Source organism: Acidipropionibacterium jensenii (genome assembly GCF_005890135.1).
Taxonomy (GTDB): domain Bacteria; phylum Actinomycetota; class Actinomycetes; order Propionibacteriales; family Propionibacteriaceae; genus Acidipropionibacterium; species Acidipropionibacterium jensenii.
Genome location: NZ_CP040635.1, coordinates 2,354,680 through 2,370,351, shown reverse-complemented (window position 1 = coordinate 2,370,351; position 15,672 = coordinate 2,354,680). Strand labels below are relative to the sequence as shown.

General features: G+C 72.4%; 8 protein-coding genes. 5 read left to right on the top strand and 3 right to left on the bottom strand.

Annotation, left to right across the window (positions count from 1 at the left end; translation table 11 throughout):
* Positions 1 to 76: 76 nt before the first annotated feature.
* The gene (locus tag FEZ32_RS10575) at positions 77 to 1,243 is read right to left on the bottom strand and encodes a YlbL family protein (RefSeq protein WP_414973637.1); all 1,167 of its coding nucleotides are present in this window, start codon (positions 1,241 to 1,243) and stop codon (positions 77 to 79) included.
* 130 nt (positions 1,244 to 1,373) lie between these two features.
* Between FEZ32_RS10575 and FEZ32_RS10570 the strand changes: the two genes are divergently transcribed.
* Positions 1,374 to 2,780, top strand: coding sequence for a zinc-dependent metalloprotease (locus FEZ32_RS10570; protein WP_138680571.1), 1,407 nt, complete (start codon positions 1,374 to 1,376; stop codon positions 2,778 to 2,780).
* 123 nt (positions 2,781 to 2,903) lie between these two features.
* Here FEZ32_RS10570 and FEZ32_RS10565 read toward each other — a convergent pair whose 3' ends face one another.
* A complete protein-coding gene (locus FEZ32_RS10565) occupies positions 2,904 to 3,560 on the bottom strand; it encodes a M48 metallopeptidase family protein (RefSeq protein ID WP_138680570.1) in 657 nt (218 codons plus the stop codon).
* Between the two features lie 330 nt (positions 3,561 to 3,890).
* On the opposite strand from FEZ32_RS10565, the gene FEZ32_RS10560 reads away from it, so the two are divergent.
* Complete coding sequence (locus FEZ32_RS10560) at positions 3,891 to 4,682, top strand: hypothetical protein (RefSeq protein ID WP_028703298.1); 792 nt, start codon at positions 3,891 to 3,893, stop codon at positions 4,680 to 4,682.
* A 20-nt stretch (positions 4,683 to 4,702) separates the two neighbouring features.
* On the opposite strand, the gene FEZ32_RS10555 is transcribed toward FEZ32_RS10560, so the two are convergent.
* Positions 4,703 to 6,796: an ATP-dependent DNA helicase UvrD2 gene (locus FEZ32_RS10555; RefSeq protein WP_236082578.1), complete on the bottom strand. Its 2,094-nt coding sequence runs from the start codon at positions 6,794 to 6,796 to the stop codon at positions 4,703 to 4,705.
* 167 nt (positions 6,797 to 6,963) lie between these two features.
* Between FEZ32_RS10555 and FEZ32_RS10550 the strand changes: the two genes are divergently transcribed.
* Genes FEZ32_RS10550 through recD form a run of 3 tightly spaced genes read left to right on the top strand, consistent with a single transcriptional unit; the run spans position 6,964 to position 15,624 of the window.
* Complete coding sequence (locus FEZ32_RS10550) at positions 6,964 to 10,284, top strand: exodeoxyribonuclease V subunit gamma (protein WP_138680569.1); 3,321 nt, start codon at positions 6,964 to 6,966, stop codon at positions 10,282 to 10,284.
* Complete coding sequence (locus FEZ32_RS10545; protein ID WP_138680568.1) at positions 10,281 to 13,745, top strand: UvrD-helicase domain-containing protein; 3,465 nt, start codon at positions 10,281 to 10,283, stop codon at positions 13,743 to 13,745. Before FEZ32_RS10550 ends, FEZ32_RS10545 begins: the two co-directional genes overlap by 4 nt.
* Complete coding sequence (gene recD / locus FEZ32_RS10540; RefSeq protein WP_138680567.1) at positions 13,738 to 15,624, top strand: exodeoxyribonuclease V subunit alpha; 1,887 nt, start codon at positions 13,738 to 13,740, stop codon at positions 15,622 to 15,624. The genes FEZ32_RS10545 and recD overlap by 8 nt, the downstream gene beginning before the upstream one ends.
* Positions 15,625 to 15,672: the final 48 nt, after the last annotated feature.

Sequence of the window (15,672 nt, the reverse complement as noted above, 5' to 3'; positions counted from 1 at the left end):
CAGTCGGCCTCAGTGCCGCAGTCGTCCGTGGTGCCGCCGGCCGCGGTGCGGGCACCGGCCTGGCGGGTGTCGTCGCTCAGCAATGCGGGATCTCCTTGGCGTCGGTGCCCTGGCGCAGCTTCTGCAGGGCCGAGATGGCGTCCTTGAGGGTCGAGACCTTGACCAGCGTCATCCGGGTGGAAACCCCCTGGACGTCGCGGCAGTTGGCGGAGGGCACCAGGAAGATGCGGGCGCCGTCGCGCTGGGCTCCGGCAATCTTCTCCTGGATGCCGCCGATGGCCCCGATGGTGCCGTCGGGAGAGATCTCACCGGTGCCGGCGACGTTGAGGGTGCCGAGCAGATCTGTGCTGGCGATCGTCTGGTAGACCCCCAGCGAGAGCACCAGACCGGCGCTGGGCCCGGTGATGCTGCTGGGCACCCCGAAGGTCACGGTCGGGGCGTAGCGGTAGCCGGTCGACAGGCTGACCCCGATCAGCGGGGTCCGGGGGTCGCTGCGGGAGGCTGAACTGACCACCTGGACGTTCCTGGCGGCGCCGCCGCGCAGCACGGCCATCGCGACCGTGTCTCCCACCCGGTGGCGACGGATCGCCCGCTGGACGTCGGCCACCGACTGGACGGCCGTGCCGTCGACCTTCTGGATCAGATCACCGGGGACGAGGGTGTTGTAGGAGGGCCCGCCCACCGTGACCGCATCGATCATCGGCATCTCGGTGACGGGCTGACCGGCGGCCCTCAGGGCGGCGACCACGGCGTCGCGCTGGGAGGTGTCCATGCTCTGGACCTCGGAGGCCTTGACCTCGTCGGCGGACTGGCCGGCCGGGTATATCGCGTCGCGCTGGATGACATCGCGGTGCGGCAGCCAGTAGGCGACGAGGGCCTCCACAAGGCTGAGACGACCGTCGACGGTCGTCATGGAGACGGTGGTCATCCGCAGCTCGGCCCGGGAGGTGCGGGTCGGCAGTCCCTGAACCTGGATGAGGGGTCGTCCCTGATCGGTGGAGGCCAGCACATTGACCGTGCGACCGGGGGCCCAGCTCACGAAGGGCACCGGGACGAAGGACATCGCGATGATGAGAATCAGGACCACGACCGCGGAGATGAGGGCGGTGGCCCGGTAGCCACCCTGCCCGGGATCCCTGCGGGTCCGCGGGCTGCGACTCCCGGGCCACCGCCAGTCCTCCACGCTGAGGGTGCTGCGCCCAGCGGGAGCGCGATCGGGAGCAGGAGCGGACATGGCCGTCATGCTACCCGCGACCCCCCGATGGACCGACAGTCCGTGTCGGGGGCCGATTGCACCCCAGGGACCACTATGGGTGGTGCCACCGGCTCTCTAGACTGGGTGGACCCCAGGAATCACACCTCAGGAGATGGGCATGAACGACGGTCCGCACGACTCGACCCCCGATTCGGGCCAGCCCGATCCCGACGACATGGCCGAACAGTTCCGCAAGATGATGCAGCAGTTCGGCCTCCCGATGCAGGGAGACCCCGCCGACTTCATGTCCCAGCTGTCCCAGATGCTTCAGGGCATGTCGGTTCCCGGCACGGGCGCCCCGGTCGGCTTCCAGGCCCCCGGCCAGCAACCGGGCCGCGCCGGCGCGCTGGACTGGAACCGGATCAAGGACCTGGCCCGTCATGTCGCCGCCACCAAGGGTCCGGACCCGACCCCGGGCAGAGGCGACCGGGAGGCTCTGCTGGACGCCTCGCGGCTGGCCGAGAACTGGCTGGACCAGGCCTGTGAGTTCGCCCAGGTGGCGGCACAGCCCGAGGCCTGGAGCCGCGCGGAGTGGATCGAGAACACCTTCGGCGCCTGGCAGAAGGTTGTCGAACCGGTGCTGACCTCGTTGACCTCGGCGATGACGAACCTGCTGGTCCCCGACTCCGGGGAGAATCCTCAGGATCCGATGGCGGCCCTGGGCGCGATGATGGGCCCCGTCCTGCGTCAGATGGCGTCGATGCTCTACGGTTCGCAGCTGGCGGAGGGACTCGCCGATCTGGCCGTCACCACCGTCAGCGGCACCGAGATCGGCCTCCAGGTGCTGCCTCAGGCCCAGGTGGTGCTACTGCCGTCCAACATCGCGGCCGCCTGGAACGACCTGGACCTGGACCCACGCGACATCGAGATCTACCTCGTGCTGCGCGAGGCCGCCCGCCAGCGGCTGTTCAATGCCGTGGGATGGCTGGGACCACAGCTGCTGGCCCTGGTGGAGCACTACGCGCGAGGGATCCGGATCGACTCCTCGGCCATCGAGGACGCCGTCGACGTCGACGATCTGTCACAGCTCACCCCGGACAAGATCCAGGAGCTGTCGCGACGCCTTCAGGGCCGGCTCTTCGAGCCGACCCGCACCCCCGAGCAGGAGGGGGTGCTGTCCCGCCTGGAGACCCTGCTGGCGCTGATCGAGGGGTGGGTGGACGAGGTCACCAGTCAGGTGGCCGGGCTGTGGATGCCTCAGCACGCCCAGCTGGAGGAGGCCGTCCGTCGGCGTCGGGCCACCTCCAGTCCCGCCGAGGCCTTCTTCTCCTCCCTACTCGGACTGCAGTTGAGCCCCCGGAGGGTGCGCGACGCCGCGAATCTGTGGGCGGCACTGCGCGACGGCCGCGGCACGGTCGGACGTGACGCCGTGTGGCACCACCCCGATCTGATGCCGACCGCCGCCGATCTGGACGACCCGCTGGGCTATGTCTCCGGGGAGTCGGTCCACAACGGCGACGAGATCACCGCCGACCTGGACGCCGAGCTCGAGGAGTTGCTGCGCGCCGAGGGCGAGGACGACTGAGTTCCAGTCCGCAGCCGCCCGGATCTGACTCGACAGCACACCGGGATCCGACTCGACGGCACGCCGGGTTCCGACTGGACGGCGCATCGCTCCCCCGCCGTGCAGCGAGGGGCCGGCTCCCGGTCAGTCCTCGGCCAGGTCGTCGTCCAGACTGTTCTGGTCGTGGGTCCGCTGAGTGGCCCAGCTCCATCCCAGCAGGAAGCCGTCGGCCTCCTGGGCTCTGGGAAGGCAGCCGGCCAGGGCGCGGAACGCCGGGCCGTGGTTGGCGTGCACCAGGTGGCACAGCTCGTGAATGAGGACGTGGTCGATCACCCAGGGTGGGAACCCGATCATCCGGTCCGACACCCTGATCTGGCCGCTGGCCGGGGTGCACGAGGCCCAGCGGTGCTGCTGATTGCCCACCCAGCGCACGGAGTCGAGCCCGAGGGCGTAGCCGACCCTCGGTTCGATGTACTGCCGGGCAAGTGCTCTGGCCCGGCGTGTCAGGTCGACCGGCCCGGTGCCGTGGTGGTCCCGGTTCTCCCTGGCCAGCAGCTTGCCGACCAGCGCATCGACCTGACGCTGCTCGCTCTGCGGATCCATCTGGTCGGGCACCATCACGAGGATGGCGTCCCCCTCGCGCCTGGCGGCCAGAGTCCGCCGACGACGGGCGCTGCGTCGGATGATCACCCTGGGCGCAACGCCCAGGTCGACCGGTCGGGAGTCCGCAGGGATCCCGGTGGGAAGGTCCGGCCCCTCGGCGAGGCCGGACTCGTCGAAGATGGCGGGCTGGTGAGTCATGACACCATCATGGCGGTGACCACTGACAGTTCTGTGCACGCCGCCAGTTCTGTGCTCGCGGCGTCCGGCTGACCGACAGAGCTCTCGCCCCGGACCCGTGCTGTCCGGGTGTCCGGCGTTGTCGAGATCTCCTGGGTTGTCTGTGCTGTCGGGGTTGTCGGCGCTGTCAGGGATGTCGGCGCTGTCAGGGTTGTAGGTGTTGCCGGGATCGGGTTCGGTGTTGTCACAGGTGTTGCCCGGCCGTTCGATGTGTTGTCCGTTCGGGCCCTGGTGTCTCCCGTTGCCCTCGACCTCTGGCCGCGGCGGGGGCGGTCGGTCAGGATCTGTGCCATGACAGCTCTTCTTCCCCCGGCCCATCCGGACCTGGCCTGTGAGATCGTCCAGGTGCCCCACGGTGTCCGGCTGCTGTGCCCCGACGGCCGATCCTTCCTGCTGCGCGGCACCACCGTCGAGAAGCTGGTGGAGGGCCGCCTTCCCGATGCGATCCTGCAGACCATGGCCACCCTGGGTCTCGTGGTGGACCGAACGCCGATCACCGTGGCGGTGGTGGGTTCCGGCTCCCTGGCCGCCGCCGTCCGCGAGGCGGTGCAGTCGGTCTGCGGGGCACTGGTGGTGGAGTTGGGCGAGGGCACCGGTCGGCGCAGCTCCTCGGGACACTGGTCCATCCTGGCGGACCCGGGATCTCGGCTCAGCCCCGGCCTGACGGTGGTCTGCCCCCAAGACCCGCTGGGTCTGCGGGAGCCGGTGCAACTGTGTCAGGACCGCGGGATTCCGGTGGTGGTGGGCTGGGCAGGTACCTCCGGCGCCTGGTTGGGACCCGTCGCCCTGCCGACCCGACCGGGCTGCCAGGACTGCCTGGACACCGGAATGGCCCGGCGGGACCCGCTGTGGGCCCATACCGCAGCGGCTCTGGCAGGCTCGTCATCGGCGTGGGGGCCGCGCCAGTGGGTGGCCCAACAGATCTCCCGTCTGGTCGACCAGGGATCACGGGGAGCCGACTGGATCACACCCTCCTGGTCGTCCTGGACGAGCGAGCACCATCACACCGCAATCCTCGACCCGCTTCCCGACTGCCCGCGGTGCCGCCCGCACCGACACTCACCGGCCCCACGAGCAGCATGACCGGGACCCCCGACGCCGCCTCAGCTGCGCACCTCGTCGAGAGTGGCGAGCAGCTCGTCGGCGTACCGCTTGATCTTGCTGGGGCCGATCCCCGAGATCTGTCGCAGATCATCGGGTCCCGAGGGCATCTGCTCGGCCACGGCCAGCAGGGTGGCGTCGGTGAGCACCACGAAGGCGGGCACCTTGTCGCGGTGCGCACGGTCCAGCCGCCAGGCGCGAAGCCGGTCCACCACGGCCGGGTCGACGTCGACCTCGCAGGCCATGTGATGACCCAGTTTCCGGTCGGCGGCGGCGGTGAGGGGACCCCCGCAGACCCGGCAGTCCAGCAACTTGACAGTGCGGTGTCTGGCGGGTCGCCCCGAGGTCGACGTCGTGGCGGCGTCCGGGGTGCCCGGAAGCCCCTTGAGGTAGCGCGAGATGCCGTACCGGCCCTTGGCGGTGCTGTTGCGGGCGAAGGTGATGTACAGGTGCCGGCAGGCACGGGTCACCGCGACGTGGAGGAGGCGCCTCTCCTCGGCCAGTTCCTCGGGCCGGGTGGCCATCACGAAGGGCACCATCGCGTCCGAGACGCCGATCAACGCCACCCCGCGCCACTCCAGCCCCTTGGCGGCGTGCATCGTGGAGATCGTAACCCCGTCCACAGCCGGGGCCTGCTGCAGTGCGGCCGCCTGCTGGAAGGCCCGGTCGACATCGGCCAGACGGGCCTCGGAGTCCCCGGTCATCACCGTGCCGGCCAAGTCGTGGAGGGCCTGGAGGGACTCCCACCGCTGCCGCACGCTGCCCTGGCCCTCCGGGGCCTGGGCCGTCCAGCCCAGCCCGGCGAGCACCTCCTCGGCGTCATGGAGTCCCAGGCCGGCCTCCCCCGGCCCCTGCTCGACGCGCCGGGAGACCGCCGCCAGGGTCTGGCGAACCTCGGCACGGTCGTAGAACCTCTCGGCCCCCTTGATGAGGTAAGGGATCCCGGCCTCGGTGAGCGCGGTCTCCAGGGCCGGGGCCTGGGAGTTGACCCGGTGCAGCACGGCCAGATCTGCCCAGCCGATCCCCCTGCCGTGCAGCTCGCTCAGCCAGGCGGCCACCCCGGCGGCCTCCGCAACCTGGTCGGTGAAGGCTGCGAAGCGCGGCTGCGGGCCGTCCTCGGCCTGGGCGACGAGACGCACCCCCTGGTCCTCGCCGATCTGGTCGTTCCCCTTCCCGCCATGGTGCAGCACGGTGTTCGCCAGAGCCACGATCTGCGGGGTGGAGCGGTAGTTGCGCATCAGTTCTATCCGGGTGGCGCCGGGATGCTCGGCGAGGAAACCGGTGAGGTACTCGGCCCTGGCTCCGGCGAAGGCGTGGATGGACTGATGCGGGTCCCCCACCACGCAGACGTCGTCGCGTCCCCCGAACCACAGCTCCAGCAGGGTGTGCTGGATCGGGGAGACGTCCTGGTACTCGTCGACCACGAAGTGGCGGTACTGGTCGTGCACCCGGGCGGCGATCTCGGGATGGTCGGTGAGCAGGCCGACCGCGCACAGCAGGATGTCGTCGAGATCGATCACCCCGGTCTCCCTCTTGACGGCCTCATATCCCGACAGCACCCGGCCCACGACAGCCGCCGAGGCCCCGGCGACGACTCGTCCCTCGGCCCTGGCCAGTGCCGGGTACTGCTCCGTTCCGACGTTGGAGACCTTGGCCCAGGAGACCTCGGCCGACAGGTCGCGCAGCAGGGCGGTGTCCACCCCCAGGCCGACTCTGCGGGAGGCCTCGGCGAGCATCCGGAACCGGGCGTCGGAGACTCGCGGCAACTCGCAGCCGTAGGCGCTCGGCCAGAAGTACCGCACCTGACGCAGTGCGGCCGAGTGGATGGTTCGCGCCTGCACTCCCCGCACTCCCAGGGCTGCGAGCCTGCCCCTCATCGTGCCGGCGGCCCGGGTGGTGAAGGTCACCGCCAGGGTCCGGTGCGGGTCGGCCCGCCCGGTGGCGGCCGCCCAGGCGATCCGGTGGGTGATCGCCCGCGTCTTGCCGGTCCCCGCCCCGGCCACCACGCAGACCGGGGCGCCGAAGGTGGTGGCGACCTGGCGCTGCTCGGGATCCAGGGCGTCGAGTATCCGGTCGGCAGTCTCATCGGGTGTCACGGGGTGAACACTAGGCGCGGCCCACGACGGTTTCCCAGCCCGCCGGGTCTGCGACGGTCCCACCGCCCCCGATCGGCAGTCCCTGCCGGACCCGGACGCAACGGCCCGTCGGGACCGGTCCACCGAGAGCGTGACGATAGGGTCTGGCCAGGACGGGAGGCCAGCAGATGAGCACTCAGCGGAGCGCGACCGTGACGGTCGTCGACTCATGGGAGGGTGCCGTCCGGGAGGTCCTGGACGCCCTGCAGCCGCCCGCCGATCCCGACGTCGACCCCTTCCGGCTCCCTCTGCTGGTGGCTCCGTCGCGGGCCCACGGCCGGGCCATCGCCCAGCAGTTGGCCCTCCGCGACGGGATCGCGGCGGGTATCGGAGGGGTGACGCCGGCTCGGCTACGCACCGATCTGGAGAGCCTGCTGCTGGGTCTGCACACCGCCGACGACCCCTGGCGCGGAGCGGCTCTGGCCCTGCGCATCGCCGGGGTCCTCGACGACGTCGATCAGCCGTGGGCGCTGCCGGTCCGCCAGCACCTGACCGCCCTGGCGACCAGTGGGGTGCCCAGTCCGGCCTGGGATCTTGCCAGGCGCACCGCCGCCGATCTCGAGACGGTGGCGGGGCAGTGGCCCCAGATCCTCACCGGTTGGGCCCGCGGAGAGGATGTCGACGCCGCCGGACGCCCGCTGGACCCGGCCCACACCTGGTGGGCGCCGCTGTGGCGCAGGCTGCTGGACCAGGATCACGACGTCCCGGACCCCGCCCGCCGTCGCGACCTGCTGGCCGACGCCCTGGCCGATCCGTCGACCGTGCTGCCATGGTCGCGCTGCGCCTGGCTGACCGGACCCTCCAGCACCCCGGCCGATCGCGATCTGGCGGTGGACCTGGGACGGCGTCTCGGCTGCCGGGTGATCCATCTGGACACCGCCTGCCGCAGTGTCGGGGTCCAGACACTTCCCACCACCGATGGTGCCTGGGGATCCTTCAACCGCGTCAGGGCAGCCTCCCGCACCGCCTGGCAGCGTCGCCTCGACGGCCAGCCGGCGACAACCGGTCCCCGTCCCGGCACCGGGTCCGGCACCGGAGCGGATTCAGGACCCGATTCAGGACCCGAGGAGGGACCGGGAGCGAGCGCAGGAGCGGGTGGCCCCACCACTCTGCTCGCGGCCCTGGTCGGCGGCTCGACCGGGGAACGACCAGCGCCCGACGGCACCGTGCGCATCCACGACTGCCACGGCCCGGACCGACAGGTCGAGGTGGTTCGCGACGTGCTGTGCGAGGCGATCGCCGAACTGCCCGGCCTGGAGCCGCGGGACATCGTCGTCGTCTGCCCCGATCCCCAGGTCGAGCAGATGCTGGCGGCCCTGGTCTGCCCGGCCGACCCGGCGGCCGAGGGCGCCCATCCGGCGCGCAGCCTGCGCGTTCAGGGTCCCGCCCACCAGACGACCAATCCGGTCGCCGAGGCGGTGGTGCGGGTATTGGGACTGGGATCGGCCAGGGCCGGCGGTTCGGGACTGATCCAACTGTGCGCCATGCCGGCGGTCGCACGGAGGTTCTCCTTCTCCCCCGACGAGCTCGCCGAGATTGCCCGGCTGGTCACCGATGCCGGGATCCGGTGGGGGTTGGACGCCGGGTCGCGGGCCCGCGCCGGGCTGCCGCAGGTCCGGCAGTCGACCTGGCTGGCAGGGGTGGAGCGGATGCTTCTCGGGGCGGCGATGTCATCGACCCCGCCGGGATGGCTGGCCACCGTCACCCCGGTGGAGGGGGTCGGATCGGCCGACATCGACCTGGTCGGGCGGCTCGCCGAGCTCATCTCGCGGGTGCGGCGCGCCGTCCTGGACAGCACGCAGCCCGCCACCGTCGAGCAGTGGACCGGTCGGATCGCCCGGATGGTGGCCGAGCTCACCGCCTCACCAGCCGCCGGAGCCTGGCAGGGACCGGCCACGGTCGGCACCCTGGCACGACTGGCCGCGGGCCCCGAGGTCCGACTGGGCGTCACCGAGGTCATCGCGCTGCTGGAGGATCGGGTCCCGGCGGCCCGACCCCCGATCTGGTTCGACGGCAGCACCCACGTGTGCGGACCGAGGGACCTGGACGGGATCGCCCACCGGGTCGTGATCCTGCTCGACCCCGACGGCGGCGACGAGCCGCCCGACGAGCTGCGCGGGCTGCGCGATCCCGGCGATCCCGAGCGCGACCCCGGCGCCCTGGCCCGCCAGCTGCTGTTCGACGCGGTGGCCTCCGCCCGGCAGCGTCTGGTCGTGGTGCGGCAGGCCCACGACCCGGTGACCAACGCGCCGGTCCTTCCCGGCCCCTTCTCCGCCACCCTGGACGCCGCCATCGACCGGCTGGGCGTCGATGCGGCCGCCGTTCATCTCGACCACGGTCTGCAACCCTTCTCCCTCACGGAGTTCGACCCTGACCGGCAGCGCCGTAGTTTCGACCCGGCGTGTGCAGCCGGAGCCACCGCCTCGTGCCTGGCCCCCGGCGTCATCACCGCCGAACCGCGCATCGCCCCGCTGCTGCCGGCTCCCGCCTCGGTGGGCACCGGCGTGTGGTCGCCCGCCGATCTCGCCGGTGTGCTGCTCAACCCGGCGAGGGCCCTGCTGCGCGCCCGGCTGGGCACCGACACCCGCAGCTGGCGCGAGGAGCCCGCCGACGAGCTCCCGCTGGACCTGGGGCCGCTGGACAGCTACGGGGTGCGTGCCCGGCTGCTGGCCGATCTGGAACGGGGCGCCAGTCCCGAGGACGCCCGGACCGCCGAGCGGCTGCGCGGTTCCACCCCGCCGGGCCGGATCGGCCTGGATGCGCTGGCCACCGAGCTCGACCGGGCCACCGCGATCCGGGCCACCGCCCAACGCGCCCGCGCGGCGGGCTCCGAGCAGCTGGTCGACGTCGATGTGGAGCTGTCCGGCGGCGATCTTCCTCCGCTGTCATGGCCCCAGGGCGCCCTCACCGAGCCGGATCGCCGGCTGCGGGTCGCCGGTCGGGTCCCGGTCTGGGGCGACGCGGTGGTGCACGCCAGTTCCTCGCGCGCCTCGGCCCGGGACCTGCTGAGGAGCTGGATCGAGCTGTTGTGCGTTGCGGCCGGGCGGCCCGGCCGGTGGCGGGCTGTTCTGGCGTCGAACTCCCAGCCCTGGATCCTGGCGGCGCCCGACCCGCAGCGGGCCGCCGACCTGCTCGCCGGGCTCGCCCGGCTGGCGTGGTGGTCGACCCAGCAGCTGGTGCCCCTGCCGCTGCGCACGATGGCGGTGATCGGTGGCCTGACCCGCGGCCCCCGTGCCGAGTGGGCCACCGAGAGGTCGGGGGTGGGCGTCCAGTGGGCCCGTGAGTTCGACGACGACTGGGCCGTCTTCCTCGACGAGGACGAGCAGAGCCTCCGGGCCACCTGCCTGGCCCGCGGAACGACCGCGGAGGATCTTGGCCGGTGGCTCTTCGAACCCGTCCAGGCCGCCTCCGGTCGCCCTGCCGTCGGCTCTCCCGGGGGGTCTCGATGACGGACATCCCTCAGACGGGCCGACCCTTCGACATCACCGCCGACCTGCCCCACGGCACCACCCTTCTCCAGGCCAGTGCCGGCACCGGGAAGACCTGGGCGATCGCCGCTGTGGTGGCCCGCGCGGTCGCCTCCGGTCAGGTGAGCATGGACCGGGTGCTGCTGGTGACCTTCAACCGGTCGGCGGCGCGACAGCTGAGGTCGCGGGTCCACGCGAGACTGGTCTCGGCCCACCGGCTGCTCACCGGGGGGCGGGACGCCGCAGACGAACTGGACACCGTCCTGGCGTCGCGACCCGACGGCGAGCGCGCCCAGATGGCGGACCGGCTGCGGGCGGGTCTGGACGCCTTCGAGGACGCCACCATCACCACCACCCACGAGTTCGCCTCGAGGATGCTCGACGAGCTGGGGGTGCTGGCCGACCACGACCGGTCCTCACGGCTGCTGGCCGACGCGGGACCTCTCACCGACCAGGTGGCCGCCGACCTGTACCTGAGGGCGAATCTGGACCAGGACAGGCCGCCCTCCCCCGCACCCTCTCTTCGACTGGCCCGACAGGTCGCCGTCCAGTACCGCGAGGTGGAGATCGCAGAACCCTCGGGGACCCCCCGATCCCTGGACCGGACGCGGTGGGCCCGGGCGGTGCGGGCCGAGGTGGACCGGCGCAGCAGGGCTCAGGGCTGGCACACCTTCGACGACCTGATCGCCGACCTGGCCCACGCACTGGCCGATCCGGACCGCGGTCCGGCGGCGGTCCGGACGCTGTCGACGCGCTTCTGCCTGGTGATGGTCGACGAGTTCCAGGACACCGACCCGCTCCAGTGGGCGGCCCTCGACCTGGCTTTCCGGGGCAGGGTCGACCTGTGGCTGATCGGCGACCCCAAGCAGTCCATCTACGCCTTCCGGGGAGCCGACATCCACTCCTACCTGGAGGCCACCGAACGGGTCGACCGGGTGCTGGCGCTGAGGGTCAACAGGCGCGCCGACCAGCCGGTGGTGGCCGGCATCTCGCACCTCTTCGGCCCGGCCCTGCTGGGCGACTCCAGGATCCGCCTGGAACCGGTGGAGGCCTGGCACACCGGCAGCCGGCTGGGATGCCGGGCCACCGATGGACACCGCTACAGCTGGGAGCGACCGGTTCAGCTGCGCTGCATCCGGTCAGAGCGGGGCTCGATGGACGGTGCCACCGCCGACCGGCGGATCGCCGAGGACCTGGCCAACCAGGTGGTGATGATGCTGGAGGGAGGCTCCACCTGGACCGATGACGACGGCCGGGTGCGTCCCCTGAGCGCCCCCGACATCGCCGTTCTGGTGCGCACCCGACGGCGGGGTTCCCAGATCCGGGCGGCGCTGGCCTCGGTCGGCCAGCCGGCCGTCTTCAGCGGGGACGAGTCGGTGTGGAGCAGTGCCGCCACCGCGGACCTGATCGACCTGCTGGACGCTCTGTCGCGACCCGAACCGGCGGTGATGGCACGACTGGCCCTGTCGCCACTGGGTGGGGGTCGTCCCGAGGAGATGGTGCGTCCCGACTCACGGGTCAGGCCCGATCTCGCGGTGTCGATCGGATCGTGGGCCCGGCGCTGGGACCAGCTGGGCCCCTGGGGGCTGGTCGACGAGGCGGTGCGACGACCCGGGGTGATGCCCTCGATGCTCTCCGATCCTCGCGGCGAGCGGTATCTCACCGACCTGCGCCAGGCGGCCCAGTTGTCGGCCACCGAGTCCCGGGACCGGGCGGACGGCTCCCTCGCCGGCCCCGAGGGAGCCGGCCGGCCGGGCCCGGCCGAGCTCGCCGGGTGGCTGCGGGACCAACGGGACTCGGCCTCGGTGGAGTCCCCGCGACGCCTGGAGACCGATCGGCGGGCGGTGACGATCATGACCATTCATCAGGCCAAGGGGCTGGGTTTCCCGGTCGTCCTGCTGCCCGACGCGGCCCGCAGCTGGCCCATGAGGGACAGGGACGAGCCGCTGGTCTGGCATGACGGGGCCCGACGGGTCCTCGACCTGGGAGGCCAGGGCCCCCGCCGGGAGCAGGCGTGGGAGTCGCATCTGGCCGACCAGCGGGCCGAGGACCTGCGCACCCTCTACGTCGGACTCACCCGGGCCCGGTCCGCCCTGCGGCTGTGGTGGGCCCCGGACCGGCGACAGCACCGTGGTTCGCCGCTGCACCGGCTGCTCGCCTTCGACCACCTGTCGGTGCAGACCCCCGGCCCCGGCCAGCAGGACGTCGATCCGGCCCGGCTGAGCTGGCTCGACCCCTCCCTCATCGAGGTGGTCCAGGTGCCTCGCCAGATGCTGCTGACCCGCCATGACCGGGCGGCGGAGTCCGCGGTGGCGGCTCCTCGCAGCCTGGACCGACGGATCGACCGCTCCTGGGGACGCACCTCCTACTCCGGTCTGACGGACGGTCTGCACACCTTCGGTGTCGATCCCCGGGCCAGTGGTGCGGACCGACCGGCAGGCACCGATGAGCCGCAGGAGGCCGAGACCTCGACGCAGACGACCGAGGCCATCGGCGGGCAGGACCCGGGGTCGGGGCTGTGCGCGATGCCCGGCGGAACCGCCTTCGGCACCCTGGTGCACGCCATTCTGGAGCGGGTCCGTCCGGTCGGCGAGGGGCTGTCCGCCGATGTTGCGGACCAGACCTCGGCGGCTCTGGCCCAGACCCCCCTTCCGGGGGTGAGCCCCGAGGATCTCGCCGGGGGCCTGGTCGACGTGATGCGCACCCCGCTGGGCGAGCTCACCTCGGGCCTGAGACTGTGCGACATCGGCGAGGGGAACCGGCTCGCCGAGCTCGGCTTCGAGTTGGCGATGGCGCCCGACTCCCGGCACGCCTCGGTGCTGGCCGACATCGCGGCCGCCCTGAACGACCCCGGTCTGGTGTCCCCCGAGGATCCGCTGGCCGACTACGGACGCGTGCTGGCCGACTCCCCCGCCTCCGACCGGGTGCTGGCCGGATTCCTCACCGGCTCCCTGGACGCCGTGCTGAGACTGCCCGACCAGCGCCATGTCGTCGTCGACTACAAGACGAACCGGGTCCCGCTGCCTCCCGGGGAGTCGCTGGAGCCTCGGCACTACGGCCACGCGACGATGACGCAGATGATGATCGACTCGCACTATCCCCTCCAGGCGATCCTCTACAGCGCCGCGCTGCACCGCTTCCTGGCGGCCCGACTGCCCGGGTACGATCCCGCGCGCCACCTCGGCGGGGTGGGCTATCTGTTCGTCCGGGGAATGACCGGCGACACCCCTGCACCGGCAGCCCCGGTGCTGGGCGGCTCTGTTCAGGGCAGCTCGACCTCGGGCAGCTCGCTCCAGGGCGACTCGGCCCGGGACACCCCCACCGGGGTGTTCAGCTGGTACCCCCGCCCCGAGCTGGTGGTGCGGGTCTCCGAGCTGCTGTGGCGCAGCAGCCCCGATCGCACCGACTCGCCCTCGGCTGCTCAGGAGGGCCGCCATGACTGACCTGGTCTCGATCTCGGCCACCGGCCTTCCAGGCCGGTTCGCCCTGGCCGGCGTCCTCAGCCCGGCCGACATCCACCTGGCGCGACTGCTCTGCCGCGGCTGCGGGGAGTCCGACGAACGGGTCGAGCTGGCAGCCGCACTGACCTGCCGCCAGGTCCGGCTCGGATCGGTGCAGATGGATCCGACCGAGATCGCCGCCCAGATCACACGGCAGATGCTGGACCCTGCCGTGGTGGCCTCGGCCGGCCCCGAGGAACTGGCAGCCATCGAGGTCTTCGGGTCCCTTGACTGGCCCGATCCCACCGACTGGCTGGCACGGCTGGAGGACAGTCCGGCGGTGGCCCACCGCGACTCGCCGGTCAACCGGCGCGGCCTGCGACTGGACTCCGGCCTGGTCTATCTGGAGCGCTACTGGCAGGCCGAGCAGCAGGTGGCGCTGCTCACCGCCCGGCTGGCCGCCGACCGGCCAGAGATCTCCCCCGCCACCGCGCAGGCCGCCCTGGACACCGTCGCCGCCGCCCTGGACGGCGCCGGAATCGTCCTCGACCCCGCCCAGGCCCAGGCTGCGCTGCGGGTCTGCGACCGTCGTCTCAGCGTGCTCGCGGGAGGTCCGGGAACCGGCAAGACCACCGCGGTGTGCGCCGTGCTGGCCGTGCTCAAGGCCGCCGATCCGGGGTTGGGTCCGATCAGTCTGGCCGCCCCCAGCGGGAAGGCCGCCGCCCGGCTGCGCGACGCCGTCGCCGAGGTTGGCGCGCTGCTGCCCCCCGAGGTGGGCCCGGGGCCGCTGGAGGCGACCACCGTGCACGCCCTGCTGGGGTCGATGGGCCCGGGCCGCGGGTTCCGACACGACCGCAACGATCCGCTGCCCTGCTCCCTGGTGGTCATCGACGAGACCTCGATGCTGTCCCTGCCGATGACCGCCAGACTGCTGGAGGCCGTCGGACCCGGAACCCGGGTGCTGCTGGTCGGGGACCCCGGCCAGCTGGTCTCGGTGGACGCCGGCTCGGTGCTGGCCGATGTGGTGGCCTCGGCCCCCCACCTGGGTCCCGATGTGCTTCCGGTGACCACCCTCACCCGCAACCACCGCTCCGGAGGAGCCATCGCCGAGCTGTCCGAGGCGGTCCGCCGGGGCCGCACCGACGAGGTCATCAGGGTGCTGGACGCCGGCGACGAGTCGGTCCGGTTCGTGGCGGAGGACCCCGCCGCGCTGAGCCTGGCCGACCTTCCCGATGTCCACGCCGAGATCACCTCGCTGGCGAGCCGGATGACCCGTCTGGCGGGAGAGCAGGATGACGCCGGGGCCCTGGAGCTGGTCGACGAGCACCGGCTGCTGTGCGCCCATCGGCAGGGCCCCTACGGTGTGAGTCGGTGGTCCGAGGAGATGGCGGCCGCCGAACGGGCCGGCCGGGCCTCGACCGACCCGGGCGAGCGCGCCCGCACCCGGGGCGAGTGGTCGATCGGACAACCGGTGATCGTCAACCAGAACATGCGCCAGCTCGAGGTGAACAACGGCGACTGCGGGGTGGTGGTGGCCGAGCGGCCGGTGCCGATGGTCGCGCTCCCGAGCCCCGGCGGGACGAGTCGGCGCCTGCCCTGCTCCCTGGTGGGTTCGCTGCGACCGCTCGAGGCGCTGACGGTCCACAAGGCCCAGGGCTCCCAGTTCGGCCGGGTGACCGTGGTGCTGCCGCCGCCCGAGTCGCCGCTGCTCACCCGCGAGCTGCTCTACACGGCGATCACCAGGGCCAGACGTCGTCTGGTCCTGGTGGGAACCCGCGAGTCGGTGGTCCGGGCGGTGTCCCAGACCTCGCGGCGCCAGTCCGGTCTCACCCGACGCTGGCGTGAACTCGGCGACCTGCACCAGATCCCCGACACGCCCTGAGCGCAGCCCTGGGTGTCACTCGACGCCCCGGTGTTCGGCCACCGGGCA

What these genes read in the sequence shown, in the direction of transcription:
- FEZ32_RS10575 (WP_414973637.1), bottom strand. Translation starts at nt 1,243, where the DNA reads ATGACGGCCATGTCCGCTCCTGCTCCCGATCGCGCTCCCGCTGGGCGC.
- FEZ32_RS10570 (WP_138680571.1), top strand. Translation starts at nt 1,374, where the DNA reads ATGAACGACGGTCCGCACGACTCGACCCCCGATTCGGGCCAGCCCGAT.
- FEZ32_RS10565 (WP_138680570.1), bottom strand. Translation starts at nt 3,560, where the DNA reads ATGACTCACCAGCCCGCCATCTTCGACGAGTCCGGCCTCGCCGAGGGG.
- FEZ32_RS10560 (WP_028703298.1), top strand. Translation starts at nt 3,891, where the DNA reads ATGACAGCTCTTCTTCCCCCGGCCCATCCGGACCTGGCCTGTGAGATC.
- FEZ32_RS10550 (WP_138680569.1), top strand. Translation starts at nt 6,964, where the DNA reads ATGAGCACTCAGCGGAGCGCGACCGTGACGGTCGTCGACTCATGGGAG.
- FEZ32_RS10545 (WP_138680568.1), top strand. Translation starts at nt 10,281, where the DNA reads ATGACGGACATCCCTCAGACGGGCCGACCCTTCGACATCACCGCCGAC.
- recD (WP_138680567.1), top strand. Translation starts at nt 13,738, where the DNA reads ATGACTGACCTGGTCTCGATCTCGGCCACCGGCCTTCCAGGCCGGTTC.